This window comes from Millisia brevis NBRC 105863 (assembly GCF_001552615.1).
In the GTDB taxonomy this organism is placed as follows: Bacteria; Actinomycetota; Actinomycetes; order Mycobacteriales; family Mycobacteriaceae; genus Millisia; species Millisia brevis.
The window spans coordinates 34,446-54,083 of record NZ_BCRN01000007.1 but is presented as its reverse complement, the minus strand read 5'-3'; the positions used below and the strand labels follow the sequence as shown (position 1 = coordinate 54,083).

The window sequence follows — 19,638 nt, the reverse complement described above, 5'->3', positions numbered from 1 at the left end:
TCAGAGCGTGCGCTGGGGGTGCATTCCCATGCGGGCCAGCACGACGTCCTCGACGATCTGCACCAGGTTGTAGAGCACCAGCGAGACGACCGTGATCACGATGACCGACGTCCACAGCGCGGAGAACTGCGCCGACGGGATGTAGCCGTTGATGCTGCCGCCGATACCGCCGCCGACGGCGAGCCACTCCGCCAGCAGGGCGCCGGTGATCGCACCGGGCACCGAGATGCGCACCGCGGCGAAGAAAGCCGGCAGCGAGATCGGGAAGGCGACCTTGGTCAGCTTCGCCCACGGACCGCCGCCGTAGACCTCGAGCAGATCGTTCATCTGTTTGGGCGCCGACTTCAGGCCGAAGGCGATGTTGACCAGCGCCGGGAAGAGCACCACGATGCCGCCGATCACGGCGACCGTCCAGGTGGTGCGCCCGAAGATCAGGATGATCACCGGGGCCATCGCCACCAGGGGGACCGACCGCAGCAGCATCGCGACCGGCATCAACGCGGCCTCGACACCCTTGCTCAACTGGAACGCCGTCGCCGCGGCCATCGCCGCGACCAGGCCCGCGATGAAGCCGATCGCCGAGTTGCCGAGCGTCGTCCACAGGTTCCCGAGGATCATCGTCCGGTTCGCCTCGGCGGCCGGCACGGTGAACAGGTAATTCCAGACGTCGACCGGCCCCTTCGCGATCAGGGGCGAGATGTCGAGCACCGACAGCGCGCCGACCCACAACACCAGCACGGTGACGATCGTCAGCACGAAGGTCAGCAGCCCCGACCACAGGGCCTTGAGTGCATTGCGCGTCATCGTGCGGCGCGCCGGCGACGGTGATTCGGACAACCGGACCTCCACGGACGGTTCACTGCTGCCGCCCGGGGTGGGGGTCTCGACCGCGCCGGTCATCAGCCCTCACCCCGTGACCAGGGGGCGATCGCCCGGGCGATCAACCCGACGAGCATGAAGCACAGCAACGCCACGAAACCGCTGGCCAACGCCAACGCCCAGACCCGCGGCGCGTTGAGCTGCTGTTGGGCGATGACCATCGCCGCACCGACACCCATCTCGACCTTGCCGAAGAACTCGCCGAGCACCGCGCCCAGGAAGGCGGCGGGTACGGCGATCTGCAGCGCGTTGAGGGTGGCGGGCAGCGCCGCGATCATCCGCACCTTCACCAGCTGGGTCAGCTTGGTGCCGCCGTAGACGGTGATCAGGTCCAGGCTCGCCCGATCGGCCGACTTGAGACCGAGCAGGGCGCCGACCACGGTGGTGAAGAAGCAGGACAGCGCGGCCAGGAAGATCGCCGTACCCGAGGGGCTGCCCACATCCGGCGCACCGATGATGACCACCGCGAGCGAGCCGATCGCGACGATCGGGATGCAGTAGGTGATGATCGCGACCTGCATGATCACCGGCTCGAGGCGGGGGATCACCAGCACCAGCGCGGAGAGTACCAGCGCCAGCCCGTTGCCCCAGAGATATCCGATGCCGGCCTCGGTGAGGCTGACCCGGAAGTTGTTGACGTAGAAACTCCAGCCGTCGTCCGCGAAGCTGCGCACCACATCGGGCGGCGTGGGGATCGCCTGCACCCCGGCCGGACCGACGCTCGAGAAGACGGTGGCCGCCAGCAGCCACCACAACCCGATCAACAGCAGCCCGCCCGCCAGACCGGTCGCCCAGGGCGGGATCGAGAGGCGCCGCTGGGAATCGGTCGACGCCGTCGTTGCGGTGTCAGTGGTCATCGGCGGCCGCGCCCCCCTCGCCGAAGAGCAGCTCCGACGCCTCGTCGACGTAGGCGTGGAACTCGGGGGAGCGCATCATCTCCGGGACCCGCGGACGGGGCAGGTCGATCGTCATGACCTCCTTGACCCGGCCGGGCCGCGGGCTCATGACCGCGACCTGGTCGGACAGGAAGATCGCCTCGGAGATGCCGTGGGTGACCAGCAGGGTGGTCGACGGCTTCTCTGTCCAGATCCGCAGCAGCTCGAGGTTGAGCTTCTGCCGGGTCATATCGTCCAGCGCGCCGAACGGCTCGTCGAACAGCAGGACCTGCGGCTTCATGATCAGCGAGCGGGCGATCGAGACGCGCTGGCGCATACCGCCGGACAGCTGCGCCGGCTTGGCCTTCTCGAAGCCCTTGAGCCCGACCAGCGCGATCATCTCGTCGACATAGGCCTTGTCGACCTGGGTGCGCGCGATCTCGAACGGCAACTTGATGTTCGACAACACGCTGCGCCAGGGCAGCAGGGCGGAGTCCTGGAAGGCGATGCCCAGCTTGTTGTCGCTGCGCAGCTCCTTCGGGCTCTTGCCGTCGACGCGGGTCGACCCGCTGGTGGGCTCCTCGAGGCCCGCCAGGATGCGCAAAATCGTCGACTTTCCGCATCCCGACGGGCCCAGCAGAGACAGGAAGGTACCGCGGTCGGTGTGCAGGTTGGCGTCCTGCAGGGCGACCACGGACTTCCGTCCCGAGGTGAACACCTTGTTCAGGCCGCTGATGTCCAGGCCGGTGCCGCCGACGGTGGTCGCCGCCGGGGTCGTGCCCTTGGTGATGACGACGTTCTCGGCCATCGTGTTCTCCCGGGTTGCTCCGATAGTGCGTGAATCCGATGGTGCTGGGTGAATCAGGCTGCGTAGTTCACCAGGTCGGGGTTTTCCTCGTAGACCTCGCTGAGCAGCGACATGTCGAACAGGTCGGACGCCTCGAGAGTGATGCCGGCGCCGGCCAGGCTCTCGATCGTGGCGGCCTGCAGGGCGTCGGAGATGGTGAACAGACCGTTGGCGACCGTCTCGTCGGAGACGATCAGGGTGTTCTGCTCGGTGGCACCGGCGATCGAGTTCTCCAGGTTCAGACCGAGGTCCACACCGTAATTCTCCACGGCCAGACGCGCGCCCGCCTCGGGGTCGTTGACCGCCATCGACCAGCCCTTGATCTCGGCGACCAGGAAGGCCTTGAGCATCTCGCGGTTGTTGTCGATCGCGTCCTGGGTGACGGTGAACGTCTCCGCGACGAACGGCAGACCGTTCTCGGCGAACGGCAGGTTGGTGACCGTCAGGCCCTGCGAGGCGACGGTGATCGCCTCGTTGGTCAGGTAGGCGACGAAGCCGTCGACCTCACCGTTGATCAGCGGCGCCGGGTCGTACTGCACCGGGACGACGGTGACCTCGGACGGGTCGATGCCGTTGGCGGACAGCAGCGCCTGGAACAGCGGCGTATTGGAGTCCTGCACGCCGATCCGCTTGCCCTTGAGGTCCTCGGGGGTGGCGATGTTGCCACCGTCCGCGAGCGACAGGATCGTGAACGGGTTCTTCTGGAAGGTGGTGCCGATGATCTTGAGCGGCGCACCCTCGCCGGCGACGACCGAGCCGATCGAGACCGCATCCGACAGCGCGACGTCGGCGCTTCCGGAGATCAGTTCGGCCGCGCCCGTCGACGGCCCGGGAACCAGGGTGACGCTGCCGAAGCCGGCGTCGGTGTAGAAGCCCTCGGAGTCGGCGAAGTATTCGCCCGCGAACTCCTCGTTCTTGATCCAGCTCAACTGAACCGTGATGTCGCCGAAGCCGTCGGTCGACGCCTCGCTGGAGGAGGAATCGGAGCCCGACGAACAGGCGGACAGCGTCAGCGCGGCTACCGCGGTGACCGCGACGGCCGTCGTGGCGCGGCGGATCAGTCGTGAGGTGAGTGTCATGTGCAGGTGTCTCCCTGAGGTGCCCGCGCGGGAAGACCCGTCGAGCGCTCGGCCGGTGCAGTAATACCGCACACGCTAGGAGGTGCAGATTTCACGTACATCCACAGTTGTTTCCGGCGTGTTACGGCTGGGTCGACGGTAGCGTGACGCGGCTGCACAATTTGTGATTCCGGCGGTATGTCCGCTGCGGTTGTGACCATCGTCGGACGCGGTTCCGGCGCTGCGGCGTCACCGCCGTCCTCTTCCGCTTCACAAAGCCGTCCGGCCCCCGGTTTCCCCTCTCGACCCCGGTAGTGGCCGGGTCGGCGGGTGGGTGCTGTGCGTAGGCCTTCCGCAGCGCAGTGCCGAGGAGATTATCGCCGCGCCGCCCCGCTCCCACGAATCGTCGACCATGCCCCGGCCCGCCGCCCCCTCTCCCCGGCCGGTCCGGTCCCCGCTCCGCCGCCCGGGCTCGGCTCCGCCCGCCGCCCTCGGCCCCATTCCGGCCTCCGCTCGCCGCCGCCGCCCCCCACTCCGCCCCACCGGTGCCCAGCGAGCCCCGCCGCCCCACTCCGGCCCCACCGCCACCCCCGAATCGCTCCGAGCTCCCCACTTCACCCCACATCGGCCTCCCCGCCATCCCTTCCATCCGTCGACGTGGCAGGAAAGCCGCAGGTCGATGTGGCTATTGGTACTCGAATAGTCGTGGGGGACGGGTGGGGATTCCCGGTCGACTCCATCGCGACGCGCCGAAGGAATTCGGCGCTCCACGGCGCCCCACTGGCAAAAGCCCTGTTCACCGCTATTTGTTCCTGGTAGAACCGAAAGCGGAGCCCCCGAGGTGGATGGAAGTGGGGGAAAGTGGGGTACAGTGGGCCCCGTTGGAGCCGAGGGAGGTGTCGAGCACTCGATGCCCGAGTACTACTTCTTCGGCACCTACACGCCCAAGCTCGATGACAAGTTCCGGCTGACCCTGCCGGCGAAATTCCGGGAAGACCTGGCGGGAGGTGTGATGGTCAGCAAGGGGCAGGACCACAGCCTGGCCGTCTATCCGCGCGCGGTCTTCATCGAACGAGCGGCGCGGATCGCGGAGAAATCCCGATCCAACCCGCGCGCTCGCGCCTACATCCGCAGCCTTGCGGCCGGCGCCGACGAGCAGCGACCCGATGCGCAGGGCCGGATCACCATCGGCTCCGCGCACCGCGAGTACGCCGGCCTGACCAAGGAATGTGTCGTGGTCGGCTCGGTCAACTTTCTCGAGGTGTGGGATGCGCAGAGATGGCACGAGTACTCGAGTGCCCACGAAGAGGACTTCTCCGAGGCGATCGACGAATCGCTGGAAGGGATGGTGTGAGCCGCCACGCGACGCGGTGAGAGCCGCGAGGCCTTCGCCCGAGACCCACCCGCCGTCATCGGCGGGGGTGAGCCCTGACGTTCTTCCCCAACGCCAGGTAGCACCGCATCGTCCTGACGCCACTTCCCCGGCGCCAGGCCGACACTCGGGCGAAGACCTGACCGCTCTCACCGCCGCGGCCGCCCGACCGGATCCGTCGAGCAATTCGGAGGACACAATCATGGACGACGGGCCGGTGCACGACGACGCGGCGACCGGCGAGCCGGGGGCTCCGACCCCCCGGCACGTCCCGGTACTGCTCGAACGGGCGGTCGACCTGCTCGGACCGGCGATCACCCGACACGATCCGGCGGGCGCCGGCGCGGTGATGATCGACGCCACCCTCGGACTCGGCGGGCACAGCGCCGAGTTCCTGCGACGTTTCCCCTGGCTGCACGTGATCGGTATCGACCGCGACACCCGTGCGCTGGCGATCGCGACCGAGCGGCTCGCCGCTTTCGGCGACCGCCTGACGCCGGTCCACCAGACCTACGACAACATCCCCGAGGCCCTCGCGGCGGCCGGGCGACCGGCGGTCGACTCGGTCGACGCGATCCTGCTCGACCTCGGTGTCTCGTCGATGCAGCTCGACTCGGTCGAGCGCGGTTTCGCCTACTCGGTCGACGCGCCGCTGGACATGCGGATGGACACCACGACCGGGCCGACGGCCGCCGATCTGCTCAACACCGCTTCGCACGGCGAGATCGCGCGCATCCTGTCGACCTACGGCGAGGAGCGCTTCGCCGGGCGGATCGCCTCCGAGATCGTCCGCGTGCGCGAGCGGACCCCGTTCACCAGCAGCGGCCAGTTGGTCGAGGTGCTCTACAAGATGATCCCGGCCGCCACCCGGCGGACCGGCGGCCATCCGGCCAAGCGCACCTTCCAGGCGCTGCGCATCGCGGTCAACGGCGAACTCGACTCGCTCGAGCACGCTGTTCCGCGGGTGATCGACGCGTTGGCCGTCGGCGGCCGCGCGGTGTTCATGTCCTACCAGTCCCTGGAGGACAAGGTGATCAAACGGATTGTCACGCCGTTGACCAAGCCGTCGGTTCCGGACGATTTCCCGACGATCCTGCCCGGCCACGAGGCCGAGCTGACCTTTCTGACCCGCGGGGTCGAGAAGGCCACGGAGGAGGAGCAGCGGATCAACCCGCGCTCGGCGCCGGTGCGCCTGCGGGCGATCGAACGGGTGAATCGGAGGGCCGCGTGAGCGCCCCGGCGTCCGCCCGGCGGGGTGGCGACAAGCGATCCTCCGGCCGCACCGCGACCGGTCGATCGACCGTGTCCTCGACGTCCTCGAAGCGGACCACGCGCGAGACGACCACCCGTTCGCGCACGTCCGGGTCCACCCGCAGCTCGGGAACGACGAAGGCCTCGCCGCGGCCCGCTCCGCGCCGGGCGGCTGCGGGCGGCTCCCGATCGGCCGCCGCCGAGCGGGCCTATCGGCGCAAGGGCCGCCGCGCCGCGGTCCTCGGCACCGCGGCCGGGGCGTCCGCGGTCGGTCGGCTGTCGTTTGTCGCCGTCATCATCGGCATGTTGGTGATGGGGTTGACCCTCACGTTGCTGCTGACCACCCGGTCGGCGGAGAACGCCTATCGGCTCGGTGCCCTCCAGGATTCGAACCGGGCGCTCGAGCACCAGGCGCAGAGCCTGCGCCGCGAGGTCGAGTCGGCGCGTTCGGCGCCCGTCCTGGCCCGCGCGGCCACCGAGCTCGGCATGGTCCCGGCCGGAACCGTCGCCCGGCTGGTGGTGGGGGAGGACAACTCGGTCACCGTCGTCGGCGATCCGACGCCCGCCGCCGGGCCCCCGCAGCCGACGCTGGTTCCGGCCAATGGCAACGGCGAGGTGCGGCTTCGGCTGACCCCGCCCGCCGGCGGGTCGGCCGTCGTGCGGACGCCGAGCGGGGCGGTCGCCGACGAGGCCCTGGTCTCGCAGTCCAACGAGACGATCCCGACCGACCCGGCCGCCGCCTCGACCACCCCGGCGCCGGGGACCGAAGCGTCGACGACCGAACCGCCGGCGACCGGCGATCCCGCGGCCGAACCGCCGGCGACAACCGAGCCGGGGACGACCGGCGGGGAATCCCCGTTGACCCCGGCGGACACGGCGCCGGCACCGACCACCGAAACGGCCGGCGTCGACCCGGCCGCGCAGCTCGCCGCGGCTCCCGCAGCGCCGGTGATCGCCGAGTCTCCGCTGACCGCCGTCACGACCGGAGGTGGCCAATGACCACGCAGCGCTCCCGCACCGAGCGACCGGTGACCCGTGCGCGCACGTCGACTCCGGCGCGCCGGGGGACCGGCAGCGGGCGCCATCCGTTGCGCCCTGCCTCCGCGGGCGACGGCTTCCGCTTCCGGCATCGCGTCGGCGGCACGGTGATGTTCGCGCTGCTGGCGATCGCGATCATCCAGTTGCTGAACATCCAGTTGCTGCGCGCGCCGGCGTTGTCGGCGGAGTCCGCCGGCCAGCGCAGCACCACCACGGTCCTGGCCGCGACCCGCGGCACCATCTACGACCGCAACGGCGAACCGCTGGCGTTCACCACCCCGGCATATGCGCTGACCTTCCAGCCGCAGTTCGTCCGCGACCGGCTCGAGACCGCGAAGGAGAAGGACCCGAGCGCCCCCGACCCCGATACCCGCCTGAAGCAGATCGCCGACGGCATCGCTTCGGAACTCGGCTCGGCGGTCGATCGCAACGACCTGCTCGACACGATCACCGGTGACGGCACCTTCGCCTACCTGGCCAAGGGCGTCGACCCGCAGATCGCCGACCGCATCGTGTCCGACTTCCCCGAGGTCGGCCGCGAGAACCAGGACGTGCGCCAGTACCCGGCGGGCGCCCTGGCCGCCAATATCGTCGGCACCACCCGCTCGGACGGCCCCGGTCTGATGGGCCTCGAGAGCTCCCTCGATTCCGTGCTCGCCGGTACCGACGGTCAGGTCACCTACGACCGCGGCTCCGACGGCTCGGTCATCCCCGGCAGCGAGCGCGACAAGCAGGACGCGATCAACGGCTCCTCGGTCGAGCTGACCCTCGACAGCGACGTGCAGTTCTACGTCCAGCAGCAGGTCCAGCGGGCCAAGGACCTCTCCGGCGCCCAGGATGTCTCCGCGGTGGTTCTCGACGCGCATACCGGCCAGGTCCTCGCGATGTCCAACGACTCGACCTTCGACCCGTCGGTCGGTGTCGCCGCGAACCCCACCACCGCCGAGTTCGGCAACCTGCCGGTCACCACCCCCTTCGAGCCCGGCTCGGTCAACAAGATCATCACCGCCGCCGCGGCGATCGAGGACGGCGTGGCGACACCCGACGAGGTCCTGCAGGTGCCGGGCAGTATCTATATGTCCGGTATCACGGTCAACGACGCGTGGGCGCACGGTCTGCTGCCGTATACGGTCGCCGGCATCTTCGGCAAGTCGTCCAACGTCGGCACCCTGATGCTCGCCCAGCGGGTCGGCGAGGATCGCTACGCCCAGATGCTCAATCTCTTCGGGCTCGGCCGGCGCACCGACGTCGGCCTGCCCGGCGAGAGCGCCGGCATGGTGCCCAGCCGCGACCAGTGGTCCGGCGGTACCTTCGCGAACCTGCCGATCGGTCAGGGTCTGTCGATGACGCTGCTGCAGATGACCGATATCTATCAGACGATCGCCAACGACGGGGTGCGCGTGCCGCCGCGCATCATCGACGCGACGATCGACGCGAACGGCAACCGCACCCCGGAGCCGGCCCCGGAGGGGATTCGCGTGGTCTCCCCGGAGACCGCCGCCGCGGTCCGCAATATGTTCCGCGCGGTCGTCCAGTCCGATACCGGCAATCAGCAGGGCACCGGCCCGCAGGCCGCCGTCGCCGGCTATCAGATCGCCGGCAAGACCGGCACCGCCCAGCAGGTCGACCCGGCGTGTGGCTGCTACTCGTCGTCCCGCTATTGGATTACCTTTGCGGGCATCGCGCCGGCCGACGATCCCCGATATGTGATCGGCATCATGCTCAACGCGCCGACCCGCAGTTCCGACGGAGGTGGCGGTCAGTCCGCCGCACCGTTGTTCCACGACATCGCGTCGTGGTTGCTGCGGCGCGATGCGGTGCCGCTGTCCCCGGAGGCGCCTCCGCTGTTGCTGCAAGCCGACTAGGCATGCGCGAGGTGGCAGGGGCGGTTCGCGGGGGAGGCGGTAGTGTGCACGACGCTGCGTCCGGTGAGCGGTTGTCGTGACGGACAACCGGATCCCGATGCACGGGGGTTTGCTCGCCGAGCCGATCCGATCCACGACCAGAAGTGATCCGACGTTGCCCGTGACCTCTGTTCCGTCTTCCTCCCCGGCCTCGCTGCGGCCCTCCGGAACACCCGGCCTCTCGCCGGTTGACCTGGCCCGCAGCGCTTCCGCGACGCTGCGCACCATCGGTGGCTCCGACGTGCCCGCCGGGATTGCGGACGTGCGGATCACCGGGGTCGACCTGCGCGCGCAGAATGTGCTGCCCGGCGACCTGTGGGCGGCCCTTCCCGGCAGCACGGTGCACGGTGCGTCCTTCGGCCGCGCGGCGATCGACAACGGTGCGGCCGCGATCCTGACCGACGCCGCCGGTCTCGCGCTGTTGGCGGCGGCGGATCTGCCGGCCGGGATCCCGGTCCTGGTCCATCCCGATCCACGCGCGGTGCTCGGGCCGATGTCGTCCGATATCTACGGGCGTCCCACCGAGCGACTGTCGGTGATCGGCGTCACCGGGACCTCCGGCAAGACGACCACCAGCTACCTGGTCGAGGCGGCGCTGCGCGCGGCCGGCCACCGCACCGCGTTGATCGGCACCGTCGAGACCCGCATCGACGGGCAGGTCTTCCCGAGCGCGTTCACCACCCCGGAGGCCCCGCACCTGCACGCGTTGTTCGCCCGGATGGTCGAACAGGGTGTCGAGAGCGTCGTGATGGAGGTCTCCAGCCACGCGCTGGCGCTCTTCCGCGCGGACGGCACGATCTTCGCCGCCGCCGGGTTCACCAACCTGTCGCAGGATCACCTCGACTTCCACCACAGCTTCGAGGACTACTTCGCCGCCAAGGCCCGGCTATTCGACCCGGTCTCGGCGGTCCACGCCCGCTCCGCGGTGGTCTGCGTCGACGATCGATGGGGTCGGCGGATGGCCGATCTCGCCGGCGGCGCGGTCACGGTGTCGACGACCGGTGACGACGCCGACTGGTGGGTGCGCGACGCCCGCGTCGACGACGCCGGGGTGCAGAGCTTCGGGGTGCACGGGCCGGACGGCTACACCGCGACCGGCAGCGTCGGGATTCCCGGCCGCTTCAACGTCGCGAACGCGCTGACCGCCCTCGCGCTGGTCGACGCGGTCGGCGTCGACCGGGCGGTGGCCCTCGACGCGATCGCCCGGGTGCGGGTGCCCGGTCGGCTCGAGCGCATCGACGCCGGTCAGGACTTCCTGGCGGTGGTCGACTATGCGCACAAGCCGGCCGCTATCGAATCGGTACTCGGAGCGCTGCGGCAGCAGGGTTCCGGCCGGCTGGCGATCGTCGTCGGCGCCGGTGGCGATCGGGACCGGGAGAAGCGCCCGCTGATGGGCGCGGCATCGGCCGCGGTCGCCGATCTGGTCGTGGTCACCGACGACAATCCGCGCAGCGAGGAGCCGGCCGCCATCCGCACCGCGGTCCTCGCCGGCGCCCATTCGGTCGGCGGCGACGCGGAGATCCGCGAGATCGGCTCGCGACGCGAGGCGATCCAGGCGGCGATCGACTGGGCGCGCAGCGGCGACATCGTCCTGATTGCCGGCAAGGGGCACGAGACCGGGCAGAAGGTGGGCGATACGGTCTACCCGTTCGACGACCGCACCGTGGTCGCCGAAGCCCTCGAACTGCGGCGGGAGCACGCATGATCCCGATGACGTTGGCGCAGATCGCCGCGGTGATCGGCGGTCGACTCGCCGACGCCGGCGACGGTTCGGCCACGGTCACCGGCGCCGTCGAGTTCGACTCGCGCGTCATCACACCCGGCGATCTCTTCCTCGCCCTGCCCGGGGCCCGCGTCGACGGTCACGATCACGCCGCGGGCGCTGTCGCCGCCGGCGCGATCGGGGTGCTGGCCGCCCGCCCGGTCGGCGTCCCGGCGATCGTCGTCGACCCGGTGCCGACCGACTCGCGGGCGATGGCCCTCGAATCCGATACCGACGGCTCCGGCGCAGCGGTGCTCGCCGCGCTCGGCCGGCTCGCCCGGTACGTCACCGACCGGTTGATCGAGGACGGGTTGACCGTCGTCGGCGTCACCGGATCGGCCGGCAAGACCTCCACCAAGGACCTGATCGCCGCGGTCCTGCGTGCCGAGGGCCCGACCGTCGCCCCGCCCGGGTCGATGAACAACGAACTCGGCCATCCCTGGACCGCCCTGCGCGCCGACGAGAAGACCCGCTTCCTGGTCCTCGAACTGTCCGCCCGGCACGAGGGCAATATCCGCGACCTCACCCGCATCGTCGCCCCGCGCATCGGCGCGGTGCTCAACGTCGGCTCCGCGCACCTCGGCGAGTTCGGCTCCCGCGAAGCGATCGCCCGCACCAAGGGCGAGCTGGTCGAGGCGCTCCCGGCGGCAGCCGACGGCGGGGTCGCGATCCTCAACGCCGACGACCCGCTGGTGGCGGCGATGGCCGACCGAACCGCCGCGGCGGTCGTGCGCGTCGGTCGCGGCGCCGACGCCGACGTACGGGCCGAGGACGTCACGGTCGACGAGTCCGCCCGCGCCGCGTTCACCCTGGTCGCCGACGGCCGGCGGGTGCCGGTGCGGCTGCGCGTCCACGGCGAGCATCAGGTGCCCAACTCGCTGACCGCGGCGGCGGTCGGTCGGGCCTGCGGCCTCGATCTCGAGGTGATCGCCGCGGCGCTGTCCGCGGCCGAGGCCGCGTCGATCCGCCGGATGGCCGTCGCCACCCGCGCCGACGGGCTGACCGTGGTCGACGATTCCTACAATGCCAACCCCGAGTCGGTGGCCGCCGCACTCAAGGCGCTGGCCACGATGGTGCGCACCCGGCGGGATGCGGCGGCGTCCACCTCCCCGGACGCCGGCCCCACCAACCCCTTCGCCACCGACCCTTTCGCCGACGATCCCTTCGCCGATCGCCCGGCGGGCCCGCGGGCCTGGGCGGTGCTCGGCGAGATGCGCGAACTCGGCGACGAATCGATCCGCGAGCACGATCGCATCGGCCGCCTGGTCGTGCGCCTCGATATCGACCGCCTGGTGGTCGTCGGCACCGACCGACCCCTGCGGGCGATGCATCAGGGCGCCGTGATGGAAGGGTCGTGGGGCGAGGAGTCGGTGCTCGTCCCCGACGCCGAGGCCGCGATCGCACTGTTGTCCTCCTCGGTCGCACCGGACGATGTGGTCCTGGTGAAGGCGTCCCAGTCGATCGGACTGTGGCGCGTCGGCGAGGCGCTTCTGGAATCGACCGGCTCGGCCGGTAGGGGATCGACGACATCCGGTGGTGTCGATGAGGGGGCTTGACGGACCGTGAGGCAGATTCTGTTCGCCGGCGGCATCGCATTGGTCGTGGCGATCCTGGTCACTCCATTACTGATCAAGCTGTTCACCAAGCAGGGGTTCGGTCAGGAGATTCGGGTCGAGGGGCCCCAGAGTCACCAATCGAAACGCGGAACCCCGACCATGGGTGGTGTCGCGATCATCGCCGGCATGTGGGTCGGCTATCTCGGCTCCCATCTGCTCGGCATCATGTACGACGCCGACCCGCCGTCGGCATCGGCGTTGCTGGTCCTGGGCCTGGCGACCGTGCTCGGCATCGTCGGCTTCCTCGACGACTTCATCAAGATCCGCAAGCACCGCAACCTCGGCCTGAACAAGACCTCCAAGCTGGTCGGCCAGTTGGTCGCCGCCCTGCTCTTCGGTGTGCTGGTCCTGCAGTTCCCGGATATGCACGGCATCACGCCCGGCAGCCTGCAGCTGTCCTATGTGCGCGATATCGCCACGATCACGCTGCCGATGGCCGTCTTCGTGCTCTTCGTCTACTTCCTGGTGGCGGCCTGGTCGAACGCGGTCAACCTGACCGACGGTCTCGACGGGCTCGCCGCCGGCTCGATGACCCTGGTGGTCGGCGCCTACACGGTGATCACCTTCTGGCAGTACCGGCAGTCCTGCACCGCCCCGCGCGGTCCGGCACCGGGCTGCTACGAGGTGCGCGATCCGCTCGACCTCGCGGTCCTGTGCGCCGCGGCGGCGGGCGCCTGCATCGGCTTCCTGTGGTGGAACGCCGCGCCGGCCAAGATCTTCATGGGTGACACCGGATCGTTGGCGCTCGGCGGTCTGCTCGCCGGTCTGTCGATCACCACCCGCACCGAACTGCTGATGGTGGTCATCGGTGCGCTCTTCGTCGCGGAGGCCGCCTCGGTGGCCATCCAGATCGCCGTCTTCCGGTCGAGTCGGCGTCGGGTCTTCCGCATGGCTCCGTTCCACCACCACTTCGAACTCGGTGGTTGGGCGGAAACCACGGTCATCATCAGATTCTGGTTGCTCGCCGCCATCTCGTCGGCGGTCGGCATGGCCTTGTTCTACAGCGAATATCTGGCAGTGATCGGGGACTGACCCGCATCGGGTTGGTGACAGTCGACCCGTGACCGCCGAGGGACCACGGGTCCGGAACAGCAGGAGGCGGACATGGGAACTGCGGGATCGAACGTGCTGCCGGGGGAGCGGGTCCTGGTCGTCGGCGCCGGGGTGGCCGGACGCGCGACCGCGGACGCCTTGGTCGACCTCGGTGCGGCGGTGACGATCGCCGACGACCGCCCGGCGGTACTCGCCGGGCTCGCGGCCGAGGGACGGGTGGCCACCGCGGTCGGCGCGGAACTCGCGGCGGCCTGGCCGGACGACATCGACCTGGTCGTCGTCAGCCCGGGGGTACGCCCCGATGCCCCGATCCCGGTCGCCGCGGCCGCCGCCGGGGTACCGGTCTGGGGGGACGTCGAACTGGCCTGGCGCCTCGACGCCGCCGCCGTCTACGGCCCCACCCGCACCTGGGTGGTCATCACCGGCACCAACGGCAAGACCACCACGACCTCGATGGTCGAGGCGATCGTCGCCGCGGCCGGGATCGACACCGTCGCCTGCGGCAATATCGGGCTGACCGTCATCGAGGCGCTGCGGCGAGGCGAGGCCGACCGACAGCCGCCCGCGCGGGTCCTCGCGGTGGAGTTGTCGTCGTTCCAGCTGTACTGGGCGCCGTCGGTGCGCCCGGCGGTCGGCGCGGTCCTTAATATCGCCGAGGACCACCTCGACTGGCACGGCGGGATGGACGGCTACGTCGCGGCGAAACTGCGGGCCCTCGGCGGCGCGGTCGCCGTCGTCGGCGTCGACGACCCGGGCTCGGCCGCATTGCTCGACCGCTCGCCGGCCGCGCGCACCATCGGCTTCACCGCGGGTGAGCCCGGCCCCGATCGGGTGGGTATCGCCGACGGGTATCTGGTCGACCGCGCCTTCCCCGACGCCGACGCCCGCACCGTCCTGGCCCCGGTCGAGGGCATCGAACCGCCCGGACCCGCCGGCCGACTCGACGCCGCCGCCGCCGCGGCCGCCGCCCGGGCGATCGGTATCGCCCCGGAGGCGATCGCCGCCGGGCTCGCCTCCTTCCACGTCGGCCCGCACCGCGGCGCGACGGTCGGCGAGATCGACGGGGTGCGCTACGTCGACGACTCGAAGGCGACCAACCCGCACGCCGCCCTCGCGTCGATGCGCTCCTACGACTCGATCGTCTGGGTGGCCGGGGGACTGCTCAAGGGTGCCCATGTCGACGATCTGGTGATCGAGGTGCGCTCCCGACTGGTCGCCGCGGTCCTTCTCGGACGCGATGCCCCACATATCGCGGACGCGTTGCGCCGACACGCACCCGATGTCCCCGTGCTCTGGGCCTCCGAGGTGCACGATACGAATGTGACTAGTGGTGCAGATGTTCAGAGCGCGTCTACTGTTGTGGATGTGAATGACGTGATGCGCTCGGCCGTGGCCGCCGCCCGCGGCGCGGCGCGCGCGGGGGACACCGTGCTGCTGGCCCCGGCCGCGGCGTCGTTGGACATGTTCGCCGACTACAAGCAGCGGGGTGACAGCTTCGCCGCGGCGGTAGCCGCCCTCGCAACGCCGGCGGTAGCCGCCCTCGCAACGCCGGCGGTAGCCGCCCTCGCAACGCCGGCGGTAGCCGCCCTCGCAACGCCGGCGGTAGCCGCCCTCGCAACGCCGGCGGTCGCCCGTGCGACCCGGGGCGCCGAGCGGTGACCGCGACCCGGACGGCCGGCCCCTCGGGGTCGGCCGCCGGTCGTCGTCGGCCCGGCGGGGGCTCGTCGGGGACCTCGCGCCCCCGATCCGGGGTACGGCAGCGCTCCGATTCGGCGCGCGGTCACATCCGTGCCTGGCTGTCGCGGCCGCTGACCTCGTTCCACCTGGTGGTGACGATCGCGGCGCTGCTGACGGTGCTCGGCCTGGTCATGGTGCTGTCCGCCTCGTCGGTCAGCGCCTACGCCGTCGACGGTTCGGCGTACTCGATGTTCACCAGGCAGGCGATCTTCACCGCAGTCGGCGTGGTCGGCTTCTATCTGGCGATGCGGATCCCCCCGACGTGGCTGCGCGCTGCGGCACGCCCGCTGGTGGCGATCTCGATCCTCATGCTGGTCCTGGTGCTCATCCCCGGTATCGGCACGCTGTCCCAGGGCACCCGCGGCTGGTTCTCGGTCGGTGGCCTGAGCTTCCAGCCGTCCGAATTCGCCAAGGTCACCTTCGCGATCTGGGGGGCCCACGTCCTGGCGACGCTGCCGCCGAACCGGCGCGACCCGCGACAGGTGCTCGTCCCGCTGCTCCCGGTCGCGATGGTCATCTTCGTCCTGATCGTGCTGCAGCCCGACCTCGGCCAGACCGTCGCGGTCGCCACGATCCTGATGGCCCTGCTCTGGTACGGGGGGCTGTCGTTGCGGCTATTCCTCACCGCGTCCGGTGGCCTCGGTCTCGCCGCGATCGCGCTCGGTCTGGCGGCCGGCTACCGTTCCGCGCGTATCCAGTCCTGGCTCAACCCCTCCGCCGACCCGGAGGGCGCCGGCTACCAATCCCGCCAGGCGCTCTTCTCGCTGGCCGACGGCGGCTGGTTCGGTCGCGGGCTCGGCCAGTCCCGCGCCAAGTGGAGCTACCTGCCCAACGCCCACAACGACTTCATCTTCGCGATCATCGGCGAGGAGCTCGGGGTGATCGGATGCATCGCGGTGCTCGCCCTCTTCGGCCTGCTGGTCTTCGCCGGTATGCGGATCGCGATGCGGTCGATCGACCCCTTCCTGCGCCTGCTGTCCGCGACGCTGACCGTCTGGATGGTCTCCCAGGTGGTGATCAACGTCGGCTACGTCGTCGGACTGCTGCCGGTCACCGGACTGCAGCTGCCGATGATCTCCGCCGGCGGCACCTCGACGGCGATCACCCTCGGCGCGCTCGGGTTGTTGGCCAACGCGGCCCGACACGAACCGGAGGCGGTCGCCGCGCTCCAGCAGGGCGGCGACGGACGTTTCGGTCGACTGCTGCGGCTGCCCGCACCGACGTCGGCGGTCAGCCGGGTCCCGCGCGAGATGCCGATGCCCTTCGGGATGCCCGCGTTGCCGAGGATCGAGATCACACGTGGCGAACGACCCGTCAGCCGCGCCGCGGGGTCCGGCCGAGTATCCTCGCCGCGTGCCGGTCGTACGACATATTCCGACCGTCCGCGCCCGCGACAAGGGGGCACGACACGGCGTCGATAAGCGTCGGACCGGCCGAGATCCGTCGAACCGAGAGACGTCGACCGGAAGGGTGAGGACGCGACATGGCCGACTGTGGTGAGGGCGTAGGCGAGTGATCTCGGTAGTGGTCGCCGGCGGGGGTACCGCCGGACATATCGAACCGGCGTTGGCGGTCGCCGACGCCGTCCGTTCCCTCGAACCCACCGCGCGGGTGGTGGCGCTGGGTACCGAGCGCGGCCTGGAGACCACGCTGGTGCCGGCCCGCGGCTACCCGCTGGAATTGATCCCGCCGGTGCCGCTGCCGCGCAAGCCCACCGTCGATCTGCTGAAGCTGCCGGCCCGCGTCGTGCGGTCGGTGCGGCGCACCCGCCAGGTGCTCGACGAGTCGAACGCCGACGTCGTCATCGGCTTCGGTGGCTACGTCGCCCTGCCCGCCTACCTCGCCGCGCTCGGCCGCCCCGGCCGTCGCCGCATCCCGGTGGTCGTCCACGAGGCCAATGCCAGCGCCGGGATCGCCAATCGTATCGGCGCGCGGCTGGCCACCCGGGTGCTCGCCGCGGTGCCCGGCTCCGGCATCACCGGCCGCGGCGGCGACGTCGAGGTCGTCGGCATCCCGGTGCGCGCCTCGATCACCGAACTCGACCGTCCGGCGCTGCGCGCGCAGGCCCGCGAGACCTTCGGCCTGCCCGCCGAGGGGCCGGTCCTGCTGGTCTTCGGCGGGTCCCAGGGGGCCCGCTCGCTCAACGAGGCGGTCTCCGGTGCGGCGCGGCAGTTGGCCGAGGCGGGCGTCTCGGTGCTGCACGCGCACGGCCCGAAGAACTCCGTCACCGTCGAGCAATACAACCCGGCCGCTCCCTACGTCGCGGTGCCCTACCTCGACCGGATGGACCTCGCCTACGCCGCCGCCGACGCGGCGGTCTGCCGGTCCGGTGCGATGACCGTCGCCGAGGTATCCGCGGTCGGCATGCCGGCCTTCTACGTTCCGCTGCCGCACGGCAACGGCGAGCAGGCGCTCAACGCCCAGCCGGTCGTCCGCGCCGGCGGCGGAGTCCTGGTCGCCGATGCCGATCTGACCCCCGCTTATGTCGCCGAGAGCGTCGTGGCGCTGTTGACCGACCCGGAGCGGCTGGGCCTGATGTCGCAGAAGGCGACCACGGCCGGCAGCCGCGACGCCGCGCTCGCGGTCGCCAAGGTCGGCCTCGAGGTCGCGGCGGGAGGTACCCGATGATCGACGCCCCGCAGGCGGCCGCCGGCACCACCGATCTGCCGCCCGAACTCGCCCGTGTGCACATGATCGGCATCGGCGGCGCCGGCATGTCCGGCCTCGCCCGGCTGCTGCTCTCCCGCGGTGGTCAGGTGTCGGGGTCCGACGCCAAGGAGGGCCGCGTCATCCGGGCCCTGCGCGCCCGCGGTGCGCAGATCCGCATCGGCCACGACGCGTCCGCGCTCGACATGCTGCCCGGCGGCCCGACCGCCGTGGTGACCACCTTCGCCGCGATTCCCCGGACCAACCCCGAACTGGTCGCCGCCCACGGGCGCGGCATCCCTGTGCTGCTGCGACCGGCGGTGCTCGCCAGCCTGATGCAGGGCTCGTTCACCGTGCTGATCGCCGGCACCCACGGCAAGACGTCCACCACCTCGATGGTGATCGTCGCCCTCCAGCAGGCCGGTGTCGACCCGTCCTTCGCCGTCGGCGGCGAGCTGAACGAGTCGGGGACCAACGCCCATCACGGCAGCGGCGGCGTCTTTGTCGCCGAGGCCGACGAGAGCGACGGATCGCTGCTGCAGTACACCCCGGATGTCGTGGTGGTGACCAATGTCGAGGCCGATCACCTCGACTACTTCGGTACCACCGAGGCCTATGTGCGGGTCTTCGACGACTTCGTCGAGCGGATCGTCGACGGCGGCGTGTTGATCTGCTGCCTGGACGATCCGGGCTCGGCCGATCTGGCCGCCCGCGCGCTGGCCGGACACGGTGAGCGCATCACCGTGCTGGGCTACGGCACCGAGCAGGCCCGCGAGATCGCGCCGGCGGCGCAGTTCCGCGGGTGGGAGCCGCGCGATACCGGCGGCGTCCTGCAGTTCGGTCTGTCCGACGAGCAGCGGTTGCGCACGATCCGGCTCGGCGTGCCCGGCCGGCATATGGGGCTCAATGCCCTCGGTGCGGTGCTGGCGGCCCGCGCCGCCGGCGCCGGGGTCGACGAGATCGTCGAGGGGCTCTCCGGTTTCGGTGGGGTGCACCGCCGCTTCCAGATCCGGGGCCGCGAGCGCGGTATCCGCGTCTTCGACGATTACGCCCACCATCCGACCGAGGTGCGGGCGGTGCTGACCGCCGCGCAGGAGTTGGTGGCGGCCGGCCCGGTGCCGGCGACCGGACGCGGCCGGGTGATCGTGGTCTTCCAGCCGCACCTGTACTCGCGGACCGAGGCCTTCGCGGCCGAGTTCGCCGAGGCTCTCGACCTGGCGGACGAGACGATCGTGCTCGACGTCTACGGGGCGCGCGAGGAGCCGATCCCCGGCGTGAGCGGCGCCCTGATCGCCGGCGCGATGAAGGGCTCGGTGCACTTCCAGACCGATATGTCCGCGGTGCCGATGCAGATCGCGACGATGAGCCGCCCCGCCGACGTGGTGATCACCATGGGCGCCGGCGACGTGACGATGCTCGGCAGCCAGATCCTCGACGCGCTGCGTGTGATCGGGCCGCGGCATCCGGCGGACGACGCCCCGGCCGCTGCCGACCTGCCTTCCACCAAGACACCCCCCACCGACACACCCCAGACCGCGGCACCCCAGACCGCGGCACCACAGACCGACATCGCTGCGACCGACGGGTCCGGGACCTGAGG

15 protein-coding genes are annotated in these 19,638 nt (G+C 70.8%); 11 read left to right on the top strand and 4 right to left on the bottom strand.

Annotation, left to right across the window (positions count from 1 at the left end; all coding sequences use genetic code 11):
- From MB1_RS11705 to MB1_RS11690, 4 genes are read right to left on the bottom strand one after another with little or no spacing between them, the layout of a single operon-like run.
- On the bottom strand, positions 1 to 900 hold the full coding sequence (locus MB1_RS11705; protein WP_066907015.1) for an ABC transporter permease: 900 nt from the start codon (positions 898 to 900) through the stop codon (positions 1 to 3).
- Positions 900 to 1,736, bottom strand: coding sequence for an ABC transporter permease (locus tag MB1_RS11700; protein WP_066907012.1), 837 nt, complete (start codon positions 1,734 to 1,736; stop codon positions 900 to 902). The genes MB1_RS11705 and MB1_RS11700 overlap by 1 nt, the downstream gene beginning before the upstream one ends.
- A complete protein-coding gene (locus MB1_RS11695; RefSeq protein WP_066907009.1) occupies positions 1,726 to 2,562 on the bottom strand; it encodes an ABC transporter ATP-binding protein in 837 nt (278 codons plus the stop codon). Before MB1_RS11695 ends, MB1_RS11700 begins: the two co-directional genes overlap by 11 nt.
- 53 nt (positions 2,563 to 2,615) lie before the next feature.
- Positions 2,616 to 3,680 carry an ABC transporter substrate-binding protein gene (locus MB1_RS11690; RefSeq protein ID WP_066907006.1) on the bottom strand — a complete coding sequence of 355 codons (1,065 nt, stop codon included), beginning with the start codon at positions 3,678 to 3,680 and terminating at the stop codon, positions 2,616 to 2,618.
- 889 nt (positions 3,681 to 4,569) lie between these two features.
- On the opposite strand from MB1_RS11690, the gene mraZ reads away from it, so the two are divergent.
- The 11 genes from mraZ to murC all read left to right on the top strand — a co-directional run bounded on the left by mraZ (position 4,570) and on the right by murC (position 19,636).
- Complete coding sequence (gene mraZ, locus MB1_RS11685; protein ID WP_066907003.1) at positions 4,570 to 5,013, top strand: division/cell wall cluster transcriptional repressor MraZ; 444 nt, start codon at positions 4,570 to 4,572, stop codon at positions 5,011 to 5,013.
- A gap of 220 nt (positions 5,014 to 5,233) precedes the next feature.
- Positions 5,234 to 6,262: a 16S rRNA (cytosine(1402)-N(4))-methyltransferase RsmH gene (gene rsmH / locus MB1_RS11680; protein ID WP_066907000.1), complete on the top strand. Its 1,029-nt coding sequence runs from the start codon at positions 5,234 to 5,236 to the stop codon at positions 6,260 to 6,262.
- Entirely contained in the window at positions 6,259 to 7,281 is a 1,023-nt protein-coding gene (gene ftsL, locus MB1_RS11675) for a cell division protein FtsL (RefSeq protein ID WP_066906998.1), read from the top strand. Before rsmH ends, ftsL begins: the two co-directional genes overlap by 4 nt.
- Complete coding sequence (locus MB1_RS11670) at positions 7,278 to 9,185, top strand: peptidoglycan D,D-transpeptidase FtsI family protein (protein WP_084351591.1); 1,908 nt, start codon at positions 7,278 to 7,280, stop codon at positions 9,183 to 9,185. Before ftsL ends, MB1_RS11670 begins: the two co-directional genes overlap by 4 nt.
- A 154-nt stretch (positions 9,186 to 9,339) precedes the next feature.
- A complete protein-coding gene (locus tag MB1_RS11665; protein WP_066907411.1) occupies positions 9,340 to 10,929 on the top strand; it encodes a UDP-N-acetylmuramoyl-L-alanyl-D-glutamate--2,6-diaminopimelate ligase in 1,590 nt (529 codons plus the stop codon).
- Complete coding sequence (locus MB1_RS11660) at positions 10,926 to 12,542, top strand: UDP-N-acetylmuramoyl-tripeptide--D-alanyl-D-alanine ligase (protein WP_066906996.1); 1,617 nt, start codon at positions 10,926 to 10,928, stop codon at positions 12,540 to 12,542. The genes MB1_RS11665 and MB1_RS11660 overlap by 4 nt, the downstream gene beginning before the upstream one ends.
- A 6-nt stretch (positions 12,543 to 12,548) precedes the next feature.
- Positions 12,549 to 13,634: a phospho-N-acetylmuramoyl-pentapeptide-transferase gene (gene mraY, locus MB1_RS11655; RefSeq protein ID WP_066906994.1), complete on the top strand. Its 1,086-nt coding sequence runs from the start codon at positions 12,549 to 12,551 to the stop codon at positions 13,632 to 13,634.
- Positions 13,635 to 13,706: 72 nt separating this feature from the next.
- The gene (gene murD / locus MB1_RS11650; RefSeq protein WP_084351589.1) at positions 13,707 to 15,314 is read left to right on the top strand and encodes a UDP-N-acetylmuramoyl-L-alanine--D-glutamate ligase; all 1,608 of its coding nucleotides are present in this window, start codon (positions 13,707 to 13,709) and stop codon (positions 15,312 to 15,314) included.
- A complete protein-coding gene (gene ftsW, locus MB1_RS11645) occupies positions 15,311 to 16,813 on the top strand; it encodes a putative lipid II flippase FtsW (RefSeq protein WP_066906992.1) in 1,503 nt (500 codons plus the stop codon). The genes murD and ftsW overlap by 4 nt, the downstream gene beginning before the upstream one ends.
- 94 nt (positions 16,814 to 16,907) lie before the next feature.
- Positions 16,908 to 18,020 carry an undecaprenyldiphospho-muramoylpentapeptide beta-N-acetylglucosaminyltransferase gene (gene murG, locus MB1_RS11640; protein WP_066907408.1) on the top strand — a complete coding sequence of 371 codons (1,113 nt, stop codon included), beginning with the start codon at positions 16,908 to 16,910 and terminating at the stop codon, positions 18,018 to 18,020.
- Positions 18,017 to 19,636 carry a UDP-N-acetylmuramate--L-alanine ligase gene (gene murC, locus MB1_RS11635; RefSeq protein ID WP_084351587.1) on the top strand — a complete coding sequence of 540 codons (1,620 nt, stop codon included), beginning with the start codon at positions 18,017 to 18,019 and terminating at the stop codon, positions 19,634 to 19,636. Before murG ends, murC begins: the two co-directional genes overlap by 4 nt.
- Positions 19,637 to 19,638 lie beyond the last annotated feature (2 nt).

What these genes read in the sequence shown, in the direction of transcription:
- MB1_RS11705 (WP_066907015.1), bottom strand. Translation starts at nt 900, where the DNA reads ATGACCGGCGCGGTCGAGACCCCCACCCCGGGCGGCAGCAGTGAACCG.
- MB1_RS11700 (WP_066907012.1), bottom strand. Translation starts at nt 1,736, where the DNA reads ATGACCACTGACACCGCAACGACGGCGTCGACCGATTCCCAGCGGCGC.
- MB1_RS11695 (WP_066907009.1), bottom strand. Translation starts at nt 2,562, where the DNA reads ATGGCCGAGAACGTCGTCATCACCAAGGGCACGACCCCGGCGGCGACC.
- MB1_RS11690 (WP_066907006.1), bottom strand. Translation starts at nt 3,680, where the DNA reads ATGACACTCACCTCACGACTGATCCGCCGCGCCACGACGGCCGTCGCG.
- mraZ (WP_066907003.1), top strand. Translation starts at nt 4,570, where the DNA reads ATGCCCGAGTACTACTTCTTCGGCACCTACACGCCCAAGCTCGATGAC.
- rsmH (WP_066907000.1), top strand. Translation starts at nt 5,234, where the DNA reads ATGGACGACGGGCCGGTGCACGACGACGCGGCGACCGGCGAGCCGGGG.
- MB1_RS11670 (WP_084351591.1), top strand. Translation starts at nt 7,278, where the DNA reads ATGACCACGCAGCGCTCCCGCACCGAGCGACCGGTGACCCGTGCGCGC.
- MB1_RS11660 (WP_066906996.1), top strand. Translation starts at nt 10,926, where the DNA reads ATGATCCCGATGACGTTGGCGCAGATCGCCGCGGTGATCGGCGGTCGA.
- murD (WP_084351589.1), top strand. Translation starts at nt 13,707, where the DNA reads ATGGGAACTGCGGGATCGAACGTGCTGCCGGGGGAGCGGGTCCTGGTC.
- murC (WP_084351587.1), top strand. Translation starts at nt 18,017, where the DNA reads ATGATCGACGCCCCGCAGGCGGCCGCCGGCACCACCGATCTGCCGCCC.